We start from the raw sequence: 19,591 nt of genomic DNA on the forward strand, positions 1-19,591 counted from the left end.
ATTCTCAAGTTTACTCAACTCCGCGTAGACCCAAGGGAGTCGGGGGAATAAATCAGTGTGTCCCTAGGTGTGCTCTTGCTTGGCTGGGTCGGAGATCGAGGTTAGTTGCTCTCGGTTAGTGCGTATTCTCACAAGTATTTTATTTGTAGCCATGCTTTCAACCGTTTTCGCTGGGGAGGTAGATCAGCAGCTTTTCAATAGGGGCTACGACCAGCTCTCTGATATTGAAAAAGTGAATCTTCCAGATGACGGCTTTTTGATATCCACTGGCGGCACCCAGAGCAGCACCGCGTTGTATGTCGTGAATTTGGATGGCTGGGTGGTCAAACTTTTTCAGGGAACTGGCAAAGGCGAACCTGTTTTATCGAATGCGCTGCCAGTCGGAACAATCAATTTGAAACCCAATGAAAGAAACAAGCTGCGTGAGATGGTCGAGCAAATCTTGAATTCCAGGCAATCGTTTTCTCGGTTTCCTCCCCAGAATTCAAGTTTCAATTTAACGATGACGATACGCACTCCAACTGGGTTGAAATACATCAATTCCTACGGCCGCCCTGTGGGTAAGGTTGAGGAGGCGTTTGATTATTTGTTACAGCTTGTTCAAGCCAATCAAAACGCGCATCGCCAGCCTTAGCCCTTGTTCAACTGCCCATCCAGCCACTGATTCAACTGCGCGGCACTCAACGCGCCTGAAACCCGGCCCACTTCACGGCCGCCTTGAAACAGGATGGTCGTGGGTATGCTGCGCACGCCAAACCGCATGGAGGCTTGCGGGCTGGCGTCGCTGTCCACTTTGACGAATCGAATGTCGCGGCGGTTGGCGGCCAGCGATTCAAACTGCGGACCATACATTTTGCAGGGGCCGCACCAGTCTGCCCAAAAGTCCACCAGCACAGGTGCATCGGTTTTTTCAAGGAAGCGCGCAAGTGTGCTGTCGTTTAGGGGTACCGGTTTGGCAGGCGCAACATCGGCACCGCATCGCCCGCACACCGGGTGGTCGGTCAGTCGGCTGTCGGGCACGCGGTTGATGGCGTTGCAGTTGGGGCAAACAAGGTGCATGGTGTTCTCCGTTCAGGCATGCACCTTAGTTGGGCTGCTTCACGCCAATTTCAAGACCCCTTCAGAATTGAAGGTCGCGCACGTAAGGGTTGCGTCTTCGTTCTTCCCCAAAATTGCTTTCAGGGCCGTGGCCGGGAATGAACACGGTGTCGTTGCCCATGGGCCACAAACGCTGGCGAATGCTGTCGATCAGGGTGTCGTGGTCGCCCCCTGGAAAGTCGGTGCGGCCAATGCTGCCGGCAAACAGCACGTCGCCCACAAAGGCGCGTTTGGCGTCTTCTGAGTAAAACACCACGTGCCCCGGCGTGTGGCCCGGGCAGTGGCGAACTTGCAGGGTGCATTCGCCAATTTGAACGGTGTCGCCATCGTTCAGCCAGCGCGTGGGTGTGAACGGCTTTGATTCCGGAAAGTTGAACATGCGGCTTTGCTCAGCCAGCCGGTCGATCCAGAACTGGTCGCCCGTGTGCGGGCCGATGATGGGCAGCTTGAGTTGTTCAGCCAGTGCGGCAGTGCCACCTGCGTGGTCGATGTGCGCGTGGGTCAGCCAGATTTGTTCAAGCTGCAGGCCTTTCTGTTCCACCACTTTCAACAGCTTGTCGAGTTCGCCACCGGGGTCGATCACAGCCGCTTTCAGCGTGCTGCTGCACCACACGATGGAGCAATTCTGTGCAAATGGAGTAACTGGAACGGTTTGATACTGAAGCATGTGTCGGGCCTGTCGTGACTTTGAAACGCCCGCTCATGGTATTGAATATCGGCCAGCAGATCAATTCGATCCACTGGCCGGTGTGGCTTGCTTATCCCAGATGATTCAGCACATTCGTTTGAATCAGGTGTGTGGGGTCTGGCGCTGTACTAATGGACGAACTGGTGTGCACTGCCGTAAGGTCGCCACCCAGCAATGTGCCCACTGTTTTGGTCAGGCCGCTGGGGTCTGCGGCCGAGTTGTCCACCACGGCTTGTCCCACTGCTTCAATGCCGCCTGCCACCGGGCTCAACACGTTGGTGCTAACAGCTTCGGTCACGGGGTTCAGGGGGGCCAGGGCCGAGTTGGGGTTGGTCAGGTCGGTCAGGCCGTGGCCGACTTCCAGCAAGGTGCCGGGTATGCCGTTGGCAGTGCTGGTGTCGGCGGTGGTTCCCACCACAGGGGCCAGAAGGCCATTGGTGACGGGGGCCAGCGCACTGTGGTCGCCCGCCAGCACGTTGCCGATGTCGCCCACGCCAGCGGCCAAACCGCTGATTGCGCCATTGCTGGAGCCCACCAGCATGGAGACCGGTTCAACCACAGAAGCGAGTGGAGTGCCTGCACTGGCTGAGCTTAGGGCTGCGCCGGTGTCGTGCAGCACACCCACCAGGCCGTCAGAGCCTGCCATTGAACCGCTTAACAATCCACCCGATGTGCCGCCCAGCAGGCTGTCCAGAGGATTGGAAAATTCGCCGGCTGAAACGGTGCCGCCCGTGCTGTCGCCACCCAGCAGGGTGCCTACGGTGTTTAACAGACCACTTGGGTCAGACGCTGAATTGTCCACCAGTGTTTGTCCGATTGTTTCTACGCCGCTGGCAACAGGGCTCAGCAAGCTGTTGCTGACCGCATCGGTCACAGGGCTTAGCGGGGCCAGGGCCGAAGTGGGGTTGGTGAGGTCGGTCAAGCCCTGGCCAACATCCAGCACTGCGCCGGGAATGCCATTGTTGGTGCCGCTGTCGGCCATGGTGCCCACGATGGGGGCCAGCAAACCGGCGGTGATGGGCGCTAGCGCACTTTGGTCGCCTGCCAACACATTGCCAATTTCGCCCAGTGCTGCGGCCACGCCGCTGACCATGCCGTCGGTGGATCCCAGTGTTTGAGTCAGTGGATCAATCACGGGGGCCAAAGGCGTGCCTGCCGCGCCATCGGCCAGGCCGCTGGACACCGCATTCACAACGCCCACCAAACCGTCGTTGGTAACCGGGGTGCCACCTGTGCTGGTGCCGATTACGGTCGCCAGCAAGTTGGCTGTGCCAGTGGGGTCTTGTGCGGAAACCCCTGCCAGGCCATCGCCCAAGGTGGTCAAGCCGCTTGAAACCCCATCTGTGGCTGCGCTGACTGGGGCCAGTGGTGTTTGATTCACGCTGTCGCTGAGCGCACCCACGCCGCCAGCCAAACCACCCGAGGTGCTTGTAGAGCCGGTGCCGGCACTTGTTCCACCATTGGTGCCGCCTGCAGTGCCACCACCGGTAAGGCCGCCCAGCAGGCCACCGCCGTTGCTGCCGTTGCTGCCGGTGTTGGTGGTGTCTGTGTTGTTGCCAGAGTCGCCACCGCCTGATGCGGCCAGACCCAAAGCGGCCAGTCCGCCAAGCAGTAGTCCACCGCCGCTGCCGCCAGCCAGCAAGCCTGCGCCGACCAGCCCGGCCATGGCGCCATTGCCTTGTTCCAGGTAGGCGGATGAAACATCGTCGTCCACGTCGAACAGTTGCACGCCATCGCTGAGTGCAACCACTTTGGTTCGTGATTCTGCACCTTGCACGTCGCTGCCAGACTCTTCCAGGCGGGCAGACGCACCAGGCTGCAGCACCAGAAGGGTTTCACCTTGGCCCGCACCGCGCGCGGGAATGCGAATTTCAAGGGGTGCGCGTGAATTGTTGGTCAGTACATCGCCCCACTTCAGTTGGTCTTGTGGGTTGGCCTCTAGCACCTGACCTGCACGTTGCACGTTGACGGTGGCGTTGGAGGTTTTAACGATGGCGACTGGGGCATGGCTCATGGGGTTTCTCCTGCCGTATTCGGGCGCTTAATATTGGGATGGCTGGAGAATATCTTGAATGATTTCAGTTGCTTGAAATTCGCAATCAACCGTAACGAAGTCGCTCAGTTTGAGGCATGTGCAACTGGGTTGCTGATGCTGTAGCGCACCCGCAAGCCTTCACGCCACACCTTCAATTCACGGTGTTTGCGCAAGTACATCAAAGCCACTGCCATGCCCATAAAGCCCGACATGGCGCACACCGCGATGGCCACCCGGGGGCCAAACACATCGGCCATCCATCCGGCCACGGGGGCACCCAGCGGCGTACCACCCAGCGCCACTGCCATGAAAATCGCCATGACCCGGCCGCGTCGGGTGGGTTCTGTCCACATCTGCACAGAACTGTTGGCCGTGGTGGTGAACATCTGCGCCGAGATACCCACAGCCACCAATGTGGCGCCAAACACCCAGTAACTGGGTGCCAGAGCCGAGGCTAGCAAGGTCAGGCCGAACGCGGCAGCACCACCGATCAGCAGCGTAAACCGTGGCCTGTCTTGCCGGGCTGAAATCAGCGCCCCAGCCACTGAACCAATGGCCATCATCGAACTGAGCACGCCGTACTGGCCTGCCCCCAAGTGGAAGGCTGTCACCGACATGGTCGAGATGAAAATCGGAAAGTTGATGCCGAATGTGCCAATCAGGAAAAACATGACCAGCACGCAGAAAATGTCGGGGCGCTTGCGAATGTAAGAGAAGCCCTCGGTCAGCCCGCCGGCTGCACGTTTGGAAAAGTCACGCTGGATCGATTCGATCGGGTTGATTTTCAGCAAGGACAAAATCACTGCCAGATAAGTGAAGGCGTTCAATATGAACACCCAGCCCGCGCCAATCCCGCTGATCAGCAAACCCGCCATGGCAGGGCCGATCATGCGTGCAGCGTGAAATGAGGTCGAGTTCAGCGCCACGGCATTGGACAACAAATCGTCGCCCACAATTTCAGACACAAAGGCCTGCCGCGCAGGTGCATCAAAGGCGGCTACGCAGCCAAGGCACAGGGCAAACAGATAAACGTGCCAAAGCTGAACGGCACCCGTGATGCACAACACACCCAGGCCCAATGCCAGCAGCCCCATGCTTGCCTGTGTGGCAATCAACAATTTGCGTCGGTCAAAATAGTCGGCTGCAAAACCCGTGACTGGCAGCATCAGCAATTGGGGGCCGAATTGCAGGCCCATCACGATGCCCACGGCGGTGGCGTTTTCTTGGGTGAGGGCGGTCAGAACGATCCAGTCTTGGGCGGTGCGTTGCATCCAGGTGCCCACGTTCGACACCAAGGCACCAATCGACCATATCTTGAAATTGCGGTTTGACAGTGACCTGAAGGTGGACAGAAACGATTTGCTGCGCATGGAATAAAAAACCGCGAAAGAGAATTGGCCAAATCCGCTCGGCCAACTGGACAGATTATGCACCAAAGGTGATCTTGTCCACTCACTGGCGCGTGCGATAGACTGCCAGCACAACAACAAGTTCAGGATGTGAGACAGTGGCAGCAATTTCAAAGCGCCGCGCCTTTTTGCGGGCGGGTTTGCAAGCGGGTGTGGCGGCAAGTGCGGGCAAAGTGCTGCCTGCGTCGGCCACTGAAACCAACAACCCGAAGTGGATGAATGGGCCCGGTCAGCCGTTCGCGGCTTACGGTCAACCTGCACCCCAAGAATCGCATGTGATTCGCCGTGTCGGCCTGAATTACCGGGGCATCGACGACAATGGCGCGGCGTGGTGTCCACTGGAGCAATTGCAGGGTTCAATCACACCCAACGGTCTGCATTTTGTGCGCAACCACGTTGGCACCCCGGCCATTCAACCTGAGCAGCATCGCCTTTACATTCACGGTGAGGTGCAAAGGCCATTGCAATTCTCGGTGTCCAATTTGCTGCGCTACCCACAGGTGTCACGCCAGTTGTTCATCGAATGCGGTGGCAACAGCAGTGCAGGGTGGTCAGAATACCCGGTGCAGCGCACAGCGGGCCTCACCCATGGACTGGTGTCGGCCAGCGAATGGACGGGCGTTCCCGTGCGCCTGCTGCTTGAGGAGGCGGGCGTTCAAGCTTCCGCTCAGTGGGTGGTGGCCACTGGTAATGACTCTGGCGCATTTGACATGAGCATTCCGCTGGAAAAAATCATGGACGACTGCATCATTGCCCTGTACCAGAATGGCGAGCGCCTTCGCCCTGAAAATGGCTACCCCATGCGACTGCTGGTGCCCGGGTGGAAAGGGGTGCTTAGCGTGAAGTGGCTTGGTGGCTTGCAATTAAGCAGCCAACCTGCCATGAGCCGAAACGAAACCGCCCACTACACCGAAATTTTACCCAACGGCCTGTCGCGGCAATTTACCACCACCATGGCGGTAAAATCGCTAATTACCTCGCCCTCGCATGGCATGACTTTGGCGGGGCCGGGGGTGAAGGAAATCACGGGACTGGCCTGGAGTGGCCACGGCAAAATTGCGCGGGTTGAGGTGTCCACCGATGGCGGGCAAAGCTGGGCTGACGCCGAACTGTGCGAGCCACCTCGGCCCATGGCTTTGACGCGATTTCGCACCAGCTGGAAATGGGATGGCGAAGACCATATTTTGCAAAGCCGGGCCACCGATGAACGTGGCCATGTACAACCCACACGGCAGGCCTTGGTGGCTGAGCGAGGTGACAAGGGGTTCTACCACTACAATGCGATTGTCTCTTGGGAAGTGAATTCATTCGGATTGGTGAGTCATGTGTATGTGTAAGCGCCTGTTGATTGTGGGGTGCGTTGCCCTGCTGGCCACTGCGTGTGCCAGTCAGAACAAGGTGCAAGCGCCAAGCCCGGCCCTGGTTTTGCAAAGCCCTGCCCTGGGCCAGCCCATGAACGTGGCGCAATTGCCCGCATGGACGGCTTACACCGTGTTTGCAGACGGCACCGGTCTGCCACAAGGGCATGGCACCGCCGCCCAAGGTGCACAGGTGTATGGCAATCAATGCGTGCAATGCCATGGTGCCGCGGGCAAGGGTGGCGTGGCGGGGGCTGTCGCGGGGCCAGTGTTGCCGCGCGCTGAATGGATCAAATCCACCCGCCCTGCGCACACCACAGGCCAGTATTGGCCCTACGCAACTACTGTGTTTGATTACATTCGCCGAGCCATGCCTGCCAATGCACCGGGCACGCTGAGCAATAACGAGGTGTATGCCCTGACCGCCTATTTGCTGGCCGAGCAGGGCGTGATTCAAAGCGACCAGGAAATGAACCCGCAAACCCTGCCTGCGGTCAACATGCCCAATCGGGACGGGTTTGTGCGCAACCCCCAAGTGCCGGCAGCAGGGCACTGACATGCATCACTACTTGGGCATCGATTTGGGTGGCACCAAAACAGAGGTGGCGGTGTTGAATGCGGATAGTGAAATGCTGTTTCGGCACCGCTTGCCCACACCCGCGAATACTTACCCAGCAATACTGGAGACCATCGCCACGCTGGTTCAGCAGGCCCGGCAGTCCGTGGGGCTTGCCACAAGCACACCCGTCGGCTTGGGAATACCGGGTTGTGTGGATGCCCGCACCGGGCTGGTGCGAGGGGCCAACACCCAGGTGCTGAATGGCAAGCCGTTTTTAAAAGACCTTGAGACCCACTTGAAGTGCGGGGTTCGCATTGAGAATGACGCCAATTGCCTGGCGCTGAGCGAAGCCGTAGATGGGGCGGCAAGGGGCAGCGCGCTTGCATTCGCGGTGATTGCCGGCACGGGCTGTGGGGGCGGTTTGGCGATTCATCAAAAGGTGTGGTCTGGCAGAAACGCACTGGCAGGCGAATGGGGCCACAACCCCTTGCCCTGGCCGAGCCAGGATGAATTGGCCGTGCCGCGCTGCTGGTGCGGTCAAACAGGCTGCCTTGAAAGCTGGCTTTCCGGCCCTGCCGTGGCGGCTGATCACTACCGTGTAACTGGCGAGCACTGCACCGCCCCGCAACTGGTCGAACGGGCCGGGCAGGGCGATGTTGCGGCCTTCAATACCTTGAGCCGACTTAAGGATCGACTGGCCCGCGCACTGGCGCAGGTGGTGAATCTGCTCGATCCCGATGTGATTGTGCTGGGGGGCGGAATTAGTCAAATTCACCTGCTCTACGACGGCTTGACCGAGCTGATTTCACGACACACCTTTTCCAGGGCGGTGGACACGCCCGTCAGGCCGGCACTGCACGGCGATTCGTCGGGTGTGCGGGGTGCAGCCTGGCTGTGGCGGTCTTGAATGCACCTTGATGGGGCAAATCTTACGGTTTAATCATTTTTTAAGCTGGCACGCTAACTGCTAACACCCTTGACAACGGGGCCATGTCGGGCCCGGCAGTTTTTCAAAGTTGGAAAGGGGAAATACCATGGCTTATTTAGTGCCGCAGGAATTTGTCACCAAGATGGTTGACGCAGGCGAATCGAAAATTTTCATGTCCACCCGCGACACGCTGATTCGCGGCTTCATGGCGGGTGCCATTCTGGCCTTGGCCGCCGTGTTCGCCGTCAGCGTGAACGTTCAAACCGGATATCCCATCATTGGAGCTGTTCTGTTTCCGGTGGGCTTTTGCATGCTTTACCTGATGGGCTTTGACCTGTTGACCGGCGTGTTCATGCTGACGCCGCTGGCCTTGATCGACAAGCGCCCCGGCGTGACGCTCAAAGGCGTGCTGCGCAACTGGGGCCTGGTCTTTTTGGGCAACTTCGCAGGCGCGTTGACGGTGGCCGTGTTGATGTCGATTGTGTTCACATTCGGTTTTACACAAGCGCCAGACAAGGTGGGACACGTCATCGCCGGCATAGGCGAAGCGCGCACCCTGGGTTATGAAGCACACGGCGCGATGGGCATGCTGACCCTGTTCATCCGCGGTATTTTGTGTAACTGGATGGTGTCAACTGGCGTGGTCGGCGCGATGATGTCAACCACCCTGGGCGGCAAAGTGATCGCCATGTGGATGCCCATCATGCTGTTTTTCGCGATGGCCTTTGAGCACTCCGTGGTGAACATGTTCCTGTTCCCTTCAGCCTTGCTGATGGGTGGCAACTTCTCAATTGCTGACTACTTCATCTGGAACGAAATTCCAACCGCTTTGGGCAACCTGATCGGCGGCATTTCATTCACCGGTTTGACCTTGTACGCAACACACGTACGAACAGGCGCAAAGCGCGTAGCCGCCTGAATGTAAGCGTTCTCGGAAGTCCAACCAAGCCCGGCGCTTTCAAAAGGCGGCCGGGCTTTTTTCACAACACGCATGCCTGCACAACTCACCGTTTCCCTTGGGCAATTCTCAGACGCCGGTTTGAAACCCCTGAATCAGGATTTTCACGGTGCACTGGTGCCCCAACAACCTTTGCTGACCAGCAAAGGCATTGCTGTGGCGCTGGCCGATGGCATCAGCAGCAGCCCGGTGTCTCAGGTGGCGGCGGAAACCGTCGTCAAAACCTTTCTGGAAGATTACTACTGCACCTCCGAGGCCTGGTCCGTCAAAACGGCGGCGCACAAGGTGTTGTCCGCCATCAATTCCTGGTTGTGCGCGCAAACCCGGCAAAGCGGGTATGAACACAACCACGAGCGCGGGTATGTGTGCACCTTCAGTGCGCTGGTTTTTAAATCCAACACCGCGCATTTGCTGCACATTGGCGACACCCGGGTGTATCGGTTCAGAGGCACCGTTCTGGAGCAACTCACCGAGGATCATCGTGTGGTTCTGTCACGAGACAATTCGGTGTTGGCGCGGGCCATGGGCGCCAGCAGGCACCTGGAACTGGACTATCAGGCCTTTCCCATGGAGCTTGGTGACATTTATTTGTTATTGACCGATGGTGTGTACGAGCCCCTCGGCCTTGCACAACTGCGGGCTGTGACACTTCAGCATCTGGAAGACACGCCTGGCCTTGCGAAGGCATTGGTTCAACAGGCCAAGGCCGCTGGGAGTCCAGACAACTTAACCGCGCAAGTGGTGCGCATTGAAAGCCTGCCCCCCGAAACCGCCCAGGAATTGCAGAGCGAATGGATGGATTTGCCCCTGTGCATGGACTGGAGACCGGGCGCGCTCGTCGATGGTCTGCGCGTGGTGCGTGAACTGCACCGCAGCGGCCGCAGTCAGATTCACCTCGCGGTGGATGAGGTCAGCGGCAAGCAATTGGTGGTGAAAGTGCCTGCCAGCGAATTGGTTGAATTGCCGGGTTATCTGGAACGGTTTGTCATGGAGGAATGGATCGCCCGGCGTGTGAACAGCCCCCATGTTTTGAAGACCTGCAATTTGGGTCGCAAACGGCATTTTCTGTACGTGGTTATGGAATTTGTGCAGGGGCAAACGCTGGCGCAGTGGATGATTGACCACCCTCGGCCCACCCTGGAATCGGTGCGGCAAATCGTTGAGCAAATTGCCCGTGGCTTGCAGGCCTTTCATCGCAGCGACATGCTTCACCAAGACCTGCGCCCTGAAAATATTTTGATCGACACCACGGGCACGGTGAAACTGATCGATTTTGGTGCGGTGCGGGTGGCCGGGCTACGTGAAACAGCCGCTGCAACCGCCAGTGACGAGCACATGGGCTCGGCCCAATACCTGGCCCCTGAGTATTTTTTAGGGCTGGATGGCACTGTGCGCTCCGAGGTGTTTTCGCTGGGCGTGTTGACCTATCAGATGCTGGCTGGCGGTCGGCTTCCTTACGGGGCCGAAGTGCCGCGTGCCCGTTCACTGGCCGCGCAAAAAAAGCTGCATTACGAATCGGTGTTGAGTGAAAAAAGCCCTATACCGGCCTGGGTGGATGGGGTGCTCCGCAAGGCTGTGCACCCTGATCCGGCAAGGCGACACCACGAAGTGTCCGAGTTTGTTCACGAGCTGCGTCAGCCCAGTGCCCACTATTTAAGACACACTGCACCCGCCTTGATTGAACGCAACCCGGTTGCCTTCTGGCGTGGTCTTTCGCTGCTGTTGGGCGTTATCATCGTACTTCTGTTGGCCATGAATTCGATGAAGCCCTGAGGAGAGCAAAGCCATGACGCAGGTCACTGTAGTCCAGAAGCACGCCTATCAAACTGAAGTGCATTTTGCGGGCAACCTGCCCGTGTTGACGGCCGATGAACCCGCGCCGATTGGCACTGGCACAGGCCCTTCCCCCATCGACCTGTTGGCCAGTGCAGTGGGCAATTGTTTGTTGGCCTCTCTGTATTTTGCCTTGACCAAGTTCAAAAATGCGCCTGCGCCCATGCGTTGCGAGGTGTCGGCCGAGCAGGGCAAAAACGCCGAGGGCAAAACCCGTGTGCTCGGCATTACGGCCAACATTCATTTGGCGGACGCGCCCGAAAGCCTGGCCCAGCTGGACCGCATTCTTGGACAGTTTGAAGAATTCTGCACCGTCACCCGCAGCGTGGCTGCGGGCATTCCGGTGGTGGTTTCGGTGTTTGATCCAAACGGCAACAAACTGAAATAGGCTTAGATCTGCCAGGCCCTGGCCAGTATGGCGTCTACGTCAGCACCGGCGGGCAGGGCACCGTAATTGTGCACCTGCTGGGCGCCCAGTCGGCTTGCACAAAATGCATCCGCCACGGCATGGGGTGCATGTTGAACCAGCAGCGCCGCTTCAAACGCCACAGCCATTTGGTCCACCAGCGTACGGGCCTGAAACTGCAGGCTGTGTGCGTCGCTGGGTTTGATGGCGGCAAATTGTTTGCCCAACTCAGCCATGGCGTGGTCAAGCAGGCGGTTTCCGCCTTTGGCCCTGCCGATTTCAGCCATGAAACTCCTCAAAACAGCCGGTGTTTTGCCGATGGCGCGCAGCACGTCCAGACACTGTACGTTGCCACTGCCTTCCCAAATCGGGTTGATGACGGATTCTCTGAACAAGCGGGGGTATAGCGAGTTTTCCATGACGCCACTTCCACCGACACACTCCATCAACTCATAGCTGTGTTGGGGGCCACGCTTGCAGATCCAGTATTTGCCGACGGCTGTGGCCAGTCGTGCCAAATTGGCCTCGTGTTCGTCCTGGTCCTTCTGGTCCAATGCACGCGCCATGCGCATGCAAAAAGCGATCGAGGCCTCGTGTTCCAGGCTGAGGTCAGCCAGCACGTTTTTCATCAAGGGCTGATCGATCAATTTGGCGCCAAATGCCGAGCGCTGGCGGCAATGGTGCATCACGTTGGCCAACCCTGCGCGCATCAGCGCGGCCGAGCCCACCATGCAGTCAAACCGGGTCAGGCTGACCATTTCAATGATAGTGGGTACGCCTCGGCCTTCCTCACCGATCAGCCAGCCTTGTGCCCCGCGGAACTCCACCTCGCTTGATGCGTTGGAGCGGTTTCCCATCTTGTCTTTCAGGCGAATGACGTTCAGCGCATTTTTGCTGCCGTCGGGCAACCAGCGTGACACCGCGAAGCAAGACAGGCCCTGACCGGTTTGCGCCAGCACCAAAAACAGGTCGCACATGGGTGCAGACAAAAACCACTTGTGCCCAACCAGGCTGTACAACTGACCGGGGCCGGCCTGGGCAATGGGGTGTGCTTGGGTGGTGTTGGCGCGCACGTCTGAACCACCTTGCTTCTCGGTCATGCCCATGCCCACCGTGATGCCCAATTTGTCATCAATGGGCACATTGCGTGGGTCGTAGTGCCGGGCCAGGATTTTGTCTTCAAACATGGCCGCCACTTCGGGCTGCTGACGAATACTCGGAATCGACGCAAAAGTCATGGTGACCGGGCAGCCGTGCCCGGCTTCAATTTGCGATTGCATGAATGATTTGCCTGCACGCACCACGTGCGCTCCAGCTGCGGGATCGGTCCAGGGGCTGCTGTGCAGGCCTTCTTCCAGTGCGCTTTGCATCAGGGTGTGGTAGGCGTCGTGGTAGCGCACCAGATCCACCCGGTTTCCAAACCGGTCGTGCGTGTCCAGTTCAGGCGTGTATTTGTTGGCCAAATGCCCCAATTCAATGTAGCGGGCCTGTCCGCAACGGTTTCCAAATCGTCTCAGGTCAGCGTCGCCCCATTGCCCGCCCTCGCGGTGTACAGCCTCTTGCAGGGCAGTGTCTGCGGCATACAGGTTGTAGTCGCACAACTCGGTGGCCACGTTGCTGACGGTGTGCGTTTCCCCCTGAATGGGAGCCTGTCTGAATTCATTGCCTGATTTCATGATGGGTTGTCTTTACTGCAGTTTGAATAGTTACAAATTTATCACAATATAATATTTTATTGTAATCTGAATTGAATGGCTTGCTTTGGGCAATGGAGTTCAATAGAATGAGAAATATTCTTATTTGCGTTTTACCCTAAGTTCGCATTCAACATGACTCACAACCCACCACAGTTCGATTTCAGTCAATCGCTAGGCTTGTCGCTCGACAAGCTGCCATTGCGGCAATCCGCCGTGGTGTCGGCGGTTGCAGCACCCGCTGACAGCCCCGAATGGGCGCAGTGGCTCACCGAAATCGGTTTTATCCCCGGCGAACCCGTGGAGGTGCTGGCCAAGGGTATGCCGGGCTCTGATCCATTGGTGGTCAGGGTGGGTGATTCCACTTTCGCATTGCGCCGCGCTGAAGCGGCCTGCATTCAATTGGCCAGTCAAATTGCACAAGGAAGGCTGAAGGCAGCAGCATGACCGAAGCCGTCGTCCATGTGTTCAAGCGTGGCCCGCTGGTTGCCCTGGTGGGCAATCCCAATTGCGGTAAAACAGCCTTGTTCAACAGGCTGACTGGCAGCAACCAAAAGGTTGCCAATTACGCCGGCGTCACTGTTGAACGCAAAGAAGGGCGAATGGTCAGCCCAAGCGGTAAAACTTTGCGCATTCTGGACCTGCCTGGTGCTTACAGCCTGCACCCAAGATCGCCCGATGAATCAGTCACCGTGAATGTGTTGTACGGTCGCGCTGCGGGTGAAAAGCGGCCCGACCTGGTGGTGTGTGTGGTGGATGCCACGCACCTTCGTCGAAATTTGCGCCTGGTGTTGGCGGTCAAGCGCCTCGGCCTGCCTTGTGTGGTGGCCTTGAACATGGCGGATTTGGCCGAAAAGCATGGCGTCAAAATTGACATGGATGCACTGGCCCGTGAATTGGGCGTACCTGTTGTGAAAACCGTGGCCATTGCCGGCGACGGTGCCGAAGCCTTGAAGCAGGTCATCGATCAGCCCGATATCTGGAAACACGCAAGTGATTTGCAAAACAATGGGGCCGCGCCAGAGGCAGACCCCCGCGGCGATCACGAAGCCGTGCGCAGCATGCTGGCCCGCCTTGGGTTAGACGAGGTCGTGCCGCATCACACCAGCGATCAAATTGACCGCGTGGTGCTTCATCCGGTCTTCGGGCCCATTTTGCTGGCTGTGTTGCTGTTCTTTGTGTTTCAGGCGGTGTTTTCATGGGCTGAAACCCCCATGGGCTGGATCGAATCGGCCACCACCTGGCTGGGCAACGGCGTGGGCGCCTTGTTGCCAGATGGCTGGATCAAGAGCCTGGTGGTTGACGGATTGATTGCCGGTGTGGGCGGTGTTTTTGTGTTTCTACCGCAAATTCTGATTCTGTTTTTCTTCATCCTGATGCTTGAAGAATCGGGCTATTTGCCGCGTGCCGCGTTTTTGCTGGACCGAATCATGGGCAGCGTTGGCCTGTCGGGCCGTTCATTCATTCCCTTGTTGTCGAGTTTTGCCTGTGCCATTCCCGGCATTATGGCGGCGCGCACCATCAACAACCCGCGTGATCGCCTGGTGACCATCATGATCGCCCCGCTGATGACTTGCTCGGCGCGCTTGCCGGTGTACGCCTTGTTGATTGGCGCTTTTGTGCCACAGCGTGAATTGTGGGGTGGTATCAACCAGCAGGGTTTGGTGCTGTTCGGTTTGTACATCGCCGGTATCTTCAGTGCCATGGCGGTGGCTTGGGTGCTCAAGCAGTTCACAACCAAAGGGCAGGTGCGTTCGCTGATGATGGAATTGCCCGCCTATCACTGGCCCCGCGCGCGCAACATTGCAATCGGTTTGTGGCAGCGGGTCATGATTTTCCTGCGCCGCGTGGGTGGCATCATTCTGGGCCTGACCATCATTCTCTGGTTCCTTGCCAGCTTTCCTGCGCCGCCGCTGGGTGCTGCGGGCGCAGCCATTGAATACAGTTTTGCAGGCATGTTGGGCAAGGGCCTGGCTGTGCTGTTTGCGCCCATCGGATTTAACTGGCAGATCAGCATCGCGCTGGTGCCGGGCCTGGCTGCCCGTGAAGTGGCGGTCAGCGCCTTGGGTACGGTGTATGCCTTGTCAGCCACGGGTGACGACACCGCACAGGCCCTGACCCCGTTGATCAGCCACGGCTGGACCTTGCCAACGGCTTTGTCGCTGTTGGTGTGGTATGTGTTTGCGCCCATGTGTTTGAGCACGCTGGCCACCATCAAACGTGAAACGGGTGGGTACAAAATGCCCTTGGTGGCAGCCTCGTATCTGTTTGCCTTGGCTTACACCGCGTCTTTCATCACCTATCACCTCACAGTCTGGCTGGGCTGGTAAGAGGCACTTCAGCGCATCACGCGTTGTCTGTTTTGCTCCAGACCCGGTCCAGTGCCAGCAGCGCTGCCTCCAGCACCGGGTTGTTCATCATCGCTTTGGGGTACACAAAGTACAGGTTGGCGTTAATAGACACCGAGTTTGCGATGGCCACACCGTTGGTTTGACTTTCATGAATGGCGATTGAGTCTCGCGCAAGCGACAAACCCACACCAGAACGCACCAGCGCCAGCATCGAGCTTTCCTGATCCACCATGGCCACCATGTTTTGAGGAATCGGTTTGTTGCCCAATGCGGCTTGTATCAAGCGATGATGCACCGAGACCGGGGGTGTTACCACCCAAGGCAGCTTCATGAGATCTGCCCAATTTTTGCCATTGACGCGGTTGCCCCAGCCGGGTGGGGCGATCACCTTGTAGCTGAAACGGGTCAGGGTGCGCATCTCAAAGCGCGCCATGTGAGCCGGGTCCAGCCCCATCACCGACCAGTTTTCCTGCACGGCGCCCACGTAAAAACCCACATCCAGTTTGTCTTCTACCAGCTTGGTCAGCACCTCGCCGCTCATGCCATGTTCAAGCGCAGGCTCCAGGCTGGGGGCGACTTTGACCAGTTCATTCAAAAATGCGCCCAGGCGGGTAAATTCCGGATCAAGAATGGTGCCGATGCGCAGTTTGCCGTGAATGCCCCCTTTGAGGCGTGCCGCGGTATAAGTGAAATCCAATAGTCCGTTCAGGGCTTTTTCGGCCGATTCCAGCAGCGCGCTGCCCTCGGCAGTGAGCACTAGACCCCGTGGGCTGCGCTGGAACAACTCCAGTTGGACCAGTTCAGACAACTCTTTGATTTTTTGACTGATTGCAGGCTGGGTAAGGTGCAGGCGTTCCGCCGCGCGGGAGACATTGCCCTCTCTGGCCACGGTCACGAATGCCTGCATAAGGCGGGGGTCTACCGGTCTTTCCATCTTTTTCACGCAGGCTTTTAGATATAAAAAATACTTATACCACGCTTCAGTCGATCTGATTGGACTTGCAATGCACCAAAAGCGACACTAAAGGCGTTTTAACCTAACCTGAGAAGCAAAAAAATGTCGACAAGCCAGATTTCAATTCAAAACTATGTGAATGGCCAGTTACTGGAGACAAGCAGCGGTCGCAGCATGCAGGTGTACAACCCCGCCACTGGTGAAGTGCGTGGTGCGGTTGGCATGAGCACCCGAGCCGATGTGGACAAAGCCGTGGCCGCCGCCAAAGCAGCCTTTCCCGCCTGGTCCAACATGCCACCCATCAAGCGTGCCCGCCTGATGAACCGTTTTCTGGCGCTTGTGAACGAATACCGCGATGAACTCGCCAAAGCCATTACCCTGGAACATGGCAAGGTGTTCAACGACGCGCAAGGTGAAGTGGATCGCGCAATCGACGTCATTGAATTCTCATGTGGCATTCCCCAGCTTCTGAAGGGTGAGTACACCGAACAGGTTTCTACCGGTATCGACAACTGGACCATGCGCCAGCCGCTGGGCGTGGTCGCCGGTATCACCCCGTTCAACTTCCCTGTGATGGTGCCCGCCTGGATGTACCCCGTGGCCATTGCTGCGGGTAACACTTTCGTGCTCAAGCCCAGCCCTACCGATCCTTCTGCCTCGTTGTTGATCGCAGACCTGATGAAGAAAGCCGGTTTCCCGGATGGCGTATTCAACGTGGTGCAGGGCGACAAAGAGTCTGTGGATGCACTGCTGGAGCACCCGGACGTAACCGCTGTTTCTTTTGTGGGCAGCACACCGATTGCCAACTACATCTATGAAACTGGCGCGCACCACGGCAAGCGTGTGCAGGCCCTGGGCGGTGCAAAAAATCACTTGGTGGTGATGCCCGACGCTGACATGGACAAAACCGTCGACGCCTTGATGGGCGCTGCATTCGGTTCTGCCGGTGAGCGCTGTATGGCCATTTCTGTGGCTGTTCTGGTGGGCGAAGCCGCCGACAAGATCATGCCGACATTGACCGAGCGTGCACGCAACCTGCGCGTGGGCACCGGTATGGATATCACCAATGAAATGGGCCCCATCGTGACTGCGGCTGCCCGTGATCGCATTCGCGGTTACATCAACAAAGGCATCGCGGAAGGCGCGGAATTGCTGGTGGACGGTCGGGAATACGCCGTGCCCGGTTTCGACAATGGTTTCTACATGGGCGCCACCATTTTTGACCACGTCAAGCCTGAAATGGTCATCTACAAAGAAGAGATTTTTGGCCCCGTTCTGGCCTGCGTGCGCGTGGACACCTTCGAGCAAGCGCTCAAGCTGATCAACGATCACGAGTTCGGCAATGGCGTCAGCTGCTTCACCAGCGACGGTGCAGTGGCTCGTGAATTCTCACGTCAAGTGCAAGTGGGCATGGTCGGTATTAACGTGCCCATTCCCGTTCCAATGGCCTGGCACGGCTTTGGCGGCTGGAAGAAGAGTCTGTTTGGCGACATGCACGCCTACGGCACCGAAGGTGTTCGCTTCTACACCAAGCAGAAGAGCGTGATGCAGCGTTGGTCCAACACCATTGACAAGGGCGCCGAGTTCTCAATGCCTGTTGCCAAGTAAAGAATGGCCATGACAACTCAAGCTGCATTCGACTTTGTCGTTGTGGGTGCGGGCAGTGCGGGTGCACTGCTTGCCAACCGACTCAGCGCCAACGGCAAGCACCAGGTGTTGCTGCTGGAGGCGGGTGGCAAAGACAACTACCCCTGGATTCACATCCCGGTGGGGTATTTGTACTGCATCGACAATCCCAAAACCGACTGGCGCTTCAAGACCGAGCCCGACCAGGGTTTGAACGGTCGACAGCTGTTGTACCCCCGGGGCAAAACCCTGGGCGGTTGCTCTAGCATCAACGGCATGATTTACATGCGTGGGCAGTCCAACAATTACGACGGGTGGGCCAAGGCAACTGGTGACGACGCCTGGAACTGGGACAACTGTCTGAAAGACTTCGTGGCGCACGAAAGCAATTTCCGCTTTGACGAGTTGCGCGAAGCGGGGCAGGCGCAAGCAGACAAAGAACTGATCCATTTTCATGGTGAACAAGGTGAGTGGCGGGTTGAGCGCCAGCGCTTGCGTTGGGAAGTGCTGGACGCATTCGCGCAGGCGGCTGTGCAAGCCGGTATTCCAGCCACTCCCGATTTCAACCGTGGCACCAATGAAGGGGTGGGTTATTTCGAAGTGAACCAACGCAAGGGTTGGCGCTGGAACACCTCCAAGGCCTTTTTGAGGCCCGTTTTGGGCAAACGCCCGAACTTGACCCTGTGGACGCACGCCCAGGCCAAACGCCTGATTGTGGAAACAGGTGCAGACGGTGTGAAGGTGTGCACCGGCGTGGAGCTGCTGCACGAAGGGCAACTGGTGACTGTCAAGGCCCGAAAGGAAGTCATTTTGTCGGCCGGCGCAATCGGCAGCCCGCAGATTCTTCAGTTGTCGGGCATCGGTGGTGCATCATTGCTTCAAAAACATGGCATTGCCGTGCAGCATGAATTGCCGGGAGTGGGGCAAAACCTGCAAGATCACCTGCAGATCCGCTCTGTCTACCGGGTTCAAGGGGTTAAAACCCTGAACACGTTGGCCAATTCCTGGTTTGGCAAAATGCGTATCGGCATGGAATACGTGTTCAAGCGCAGCGGCCCAATGAGCATGGCGCCTTCGCAGTTGGGGGCATTCACGCGCAGCTCGCCCGATCAGCCTTACCCGAACATTCAATACCACGTGCAACCACTGAGCTTGCCTGCGTTTGGTCAGCCTTTGCACACCTTCCCGGCGTTCACGGCCAGTGTGTGCAACCTCAGCCCAACCAGCCGTGGATCTGTTGAAATCAAGAGTGCAGACTTTCTGCAAGCGCCCGCGATTTCGCCCAACTATTTGTCGACCGATGAAGATCGCAAGGTGGCGGCCGATTCATTGCGGGTGACCCGTCGCATTGTGGATCAGCCCGCCATGGCACCCTACAGGCCGGTCGAGTACAAGCCCGGTATCGAGTTCCAGACGGATGAGGAGTTGGTGCGTTTGGCTGGCGACATTGCCACCACCATTTTTCACCCGGTTGGCACCGCGAAAATGGGCAAGGCGAGTGACCCGATGGCGGTGGTGGATTCACATTTGCGCGTGATAGGCATGCGCGGTTTGCGTGTGGTGGACGCCAGTGTGATGCCGACCATTACCAGTGGCAACACCAACAGCCCAACCGTGATGATCGCTGAAAAGGCCTGGCGCTGGATTCTGGCGGGGGAATAAAAAAAGGGGCTTCTAAAGCCCCTTTTTTTGA

General features: G+C 57.9%; 17 protein-coding genes. 11 read left to right on the forward strand and 6 right to left on the reverse strand.

Annotated elements, in window-relative coordinates:
- Window positions 1–118 precede the first annotated feature (118 nt).
- Window positions 119–634 carry a hypothetical protein gene (locus QQJ87_RS09335; RefSeq protein ID WP_284281398.1) on the forward strand — a complete coding sequence of 172 codons (516 nt, stop codon included), beginning with the start codon at window positions 119–121 and terminating at the stop codon, window positions 632–634.
- Here QQJ87_RS09335 and trxC read toward each other — a convergent pair.
- The 4 genes from trxC to QQJ87_RS09355 form a co-directional block, all read right to left on the reverse strand.
- Window positions 631–1,059: a thioredoxin TrxC gene (gene trxC / locus QQJ87_RS09340; RefSeq protein ID WP_284281399.1), complete on the reverse strand. Its 429-nt coding sequence runs from the start codon at window positions 1,057–1,059 to the stop codon at window positions 631–633. The two genes, QQJ87_RS09335 and trxC, sit on opposite strands and share 4 nt — an antisense overlap.
- A 61-nt stretch (window positions 1,060–1,120) precedes the next feature.
- A complete protein-coding gene (locus tag QQJ87_RS09345; RefSeq protein WP_284281401.1) occupies window positions 1,121–1,765 on the reverse strand; it encodes an MBL fold metallo-hydrolase in 645 nt (214 codons plus the stop codon).
- 91 nt (window positions 1,766–1,856) lie between these two features.
- On the reverse strand, window positions 1,857–3,800 hold the full coding sequence (locus tag QQJ87_RS09350; RefSeq protein WP_284281403.1) for a hypothetical protein: 1,944 nt from the start codon (window positions 3,798–3,800) through the stop codon (window positions 1,857–1,859).
- A 104-nt stretch (window positions 3,801–3,904) separates the two neighbouring features.
- Window positions 3,905–5,191 (reverse strand): MFS transporter, encoded by a 1,287-nt coding sequence (locus QQJ87_RS09355; RefSeq protein WP_284281405.1) that lies wholly within the window; start codon window positions 5,189–5,191, stop codon window positions 3,905–3,907.
- A 137-nt stretch (window positions 5,192–5,328) separates the two neighbouring features.
- Here QQJ87_RS09355 and soxC point away from each other — a divergent pair, with 137 nt between their 5' ends.
- From soxC to QQJ87_RS09385, 6 genes are all read left to right on the forward strand, one after another.
- Window positions 5,329–6,567: a sulfite dehydrogenase gene (gene soxC / locus QQJ87_RS09360; protein ID WP_284281407.1), complete on the forward strand. Its 1,239-nt coding sequence runs from the start codon at window positions 5,329–5,331 to the stop codon at window positions 6,565–6,567.
- Window positions 6,560–7,144, forward strand: a complete 585-nt coding sequence (locus tag QQJ87_RS09365; RefSeq protein WP_284281409.1) for a c-type cytochrome — start codon at window positions 6,560–6,562, stop codon at window positions 7,142–7,144. Before soxC ends, QQJ87_RS09365 begins: the two co-directional genes overlap by 8 nt.
- 1 nt (window position 7,145) lies before the next feature.
- Window positions 7,146–8,054 carry an ROK family protein gene (locus QQJ87_RS09370; RefSeq protein WP_284281411.1) on the forward strand — a complete coding sequence of 303 codons (909 nt, stop codon included), beginning with the start codon at window positions 7,146–7,148 and terminating at the stop codon, window positions 8,052–8,054.
- Window positions 8,055–8,181: 127 nt separating this feature from the next.
- Complete coding sequence (locus QQJ87_RS09375; protein ID WP_284281413.1) at window positions 8,182–8,994, forward strand: formate/nitrite transporter family protein; 813 nt, start codon at window positions 8,182–8,184, stop codon at window positions 8,992–8,994.
- A 72-nt stretch (window positions 8,995–9,066) separates the two neighbouring features.
- Entirely contained in the window at window positions 9,067–10,806 is a 1,740-nt protein-coding gene (locus tag QQJ87_RS09380) for a bifunctional protein-serine/threonine kinase/phosphatase (RefSeq protein WP_284281414.1), read from the forward strand.
- A gap of 13 nt (window positions 10,807–10,819) precedes the next feature.
- A complete protein-coding gene (locus tag QQJ87_RS09385) occupies window positions 10,820–11,254 on the forward strand; it encodes an OsmC family protein (protein WP_284281416.1) in 435 nt (144 codons plus the stop codon).
- 2 nt (window positions 11,255–11,256) lie between these two features.
- Here the strand turns inward: QQJ87_RS09385 and QQJ87_RS09390 are convergent, their stop codons facing one another.
- A complete protein-coding gene (locus tag QQJ87_RS09390; RefSeq protein WP_284281418.1) occupies window positions 11,257–12,948 on the reverse strand; it encodes an acyl-CoA dehydrogenase family protein in 1,692 nt (563 codons plus the stop codon).
- 153 nt (window positions 12,949–13,101) lie between these two features.
- On the opposite strand from QQJ87_RS09390, the gene QQJ87_RS09395 reads away from it, so the two are divergent.
- Window positions 13,102–13,413 carry a FeoA family protein gene (locus QQJ87_RS09395; protein ID WP_284281419.1) on the forward strand — a complete coding sequence of 104 codons (312 nt, stop codon included), beginning with the start codon at window positions 13,102–13,104 and terminating at the stop codon, window positions 13,411–13,413.
- Window positions 13,410–15,296 carry a ferrous iron transporter B gene (gene feoB / locus QQJ87_RS09400; protein ID WP_284281420.1) on the forward strand — a complete coding sequence of 629 codons (1,887 nt, stop codon included), beginning with the start codon at window positions 13,410–13,412 and terminating at the stop codon, window positions 15,294–15,296. The genes QQJ87_RS09395 and feoB overlap by 4 nt, the downstream gene beginning before the upstream one ends.
- 16 nt (window positions 15,297–15,312) lie before the next feature.
- Here the strand turns inward: feoB and QQJ87_RS09405 are convergent, their stop codons facing one another.
- Window positions 15,313–16,251 carry a LysR family transcriptional regulator gene (locus QQJ87_RS09405; RefSeq protein ID WP_284281422.1) on the reverse strand — a complete coding sequence of 313 codons (939 nt, stop codon included), beginning with the start codon at window positions 16,249–16,251 and terminating at the stop codon, window positions 15,313–15,315.
- Window positions 16,252–16,374: 123 nt separating this feature from the next.
- Here QQJ87_RS09405 and QQJ87_RS09410 point away from each other — a divergent pair, with 123 nt between their 5' ends.
- Both QQJ87_RS09410 and QQJ87_RS09415 read left to right on the forward strand, forming a co-directional pair.
- Window positions 16,375–17,880, forward strand: a complete 1,506-nt coding sequence (locus QQJ87_RS09410) for a CoA-acylating methylmalonate-semialdehyde dehydrogenase (protein ID WP_284281423.1) — start codon at window positions 16,375–16,377, stop codon at window positions 17,878–17,880.
- Between the two features lie 9 nt (window positions 17,881–17,889).
- Window positions 17,890–19,560, forward strand: coding sequence for a GMC family oxidoreductase (locus tag QQJ87_RS09415; protein WP_431310092.1), 1,671 nt, complete (start codon window positions 17,890–17,892; stop codon window positions 19,558–19,560).
- Window positions 19,561–19,591: the final 31 nt, after the last annotated feature.

The organism is Limnobacter litoralis (assembly GCF_030160455.1).
GTDB lineage: Bacteria > Pseudomonadota > Gammaproteobacteria > Burkholderiales > Burkholderiaceae_B > Limnobacter > Limnobacter litoralis.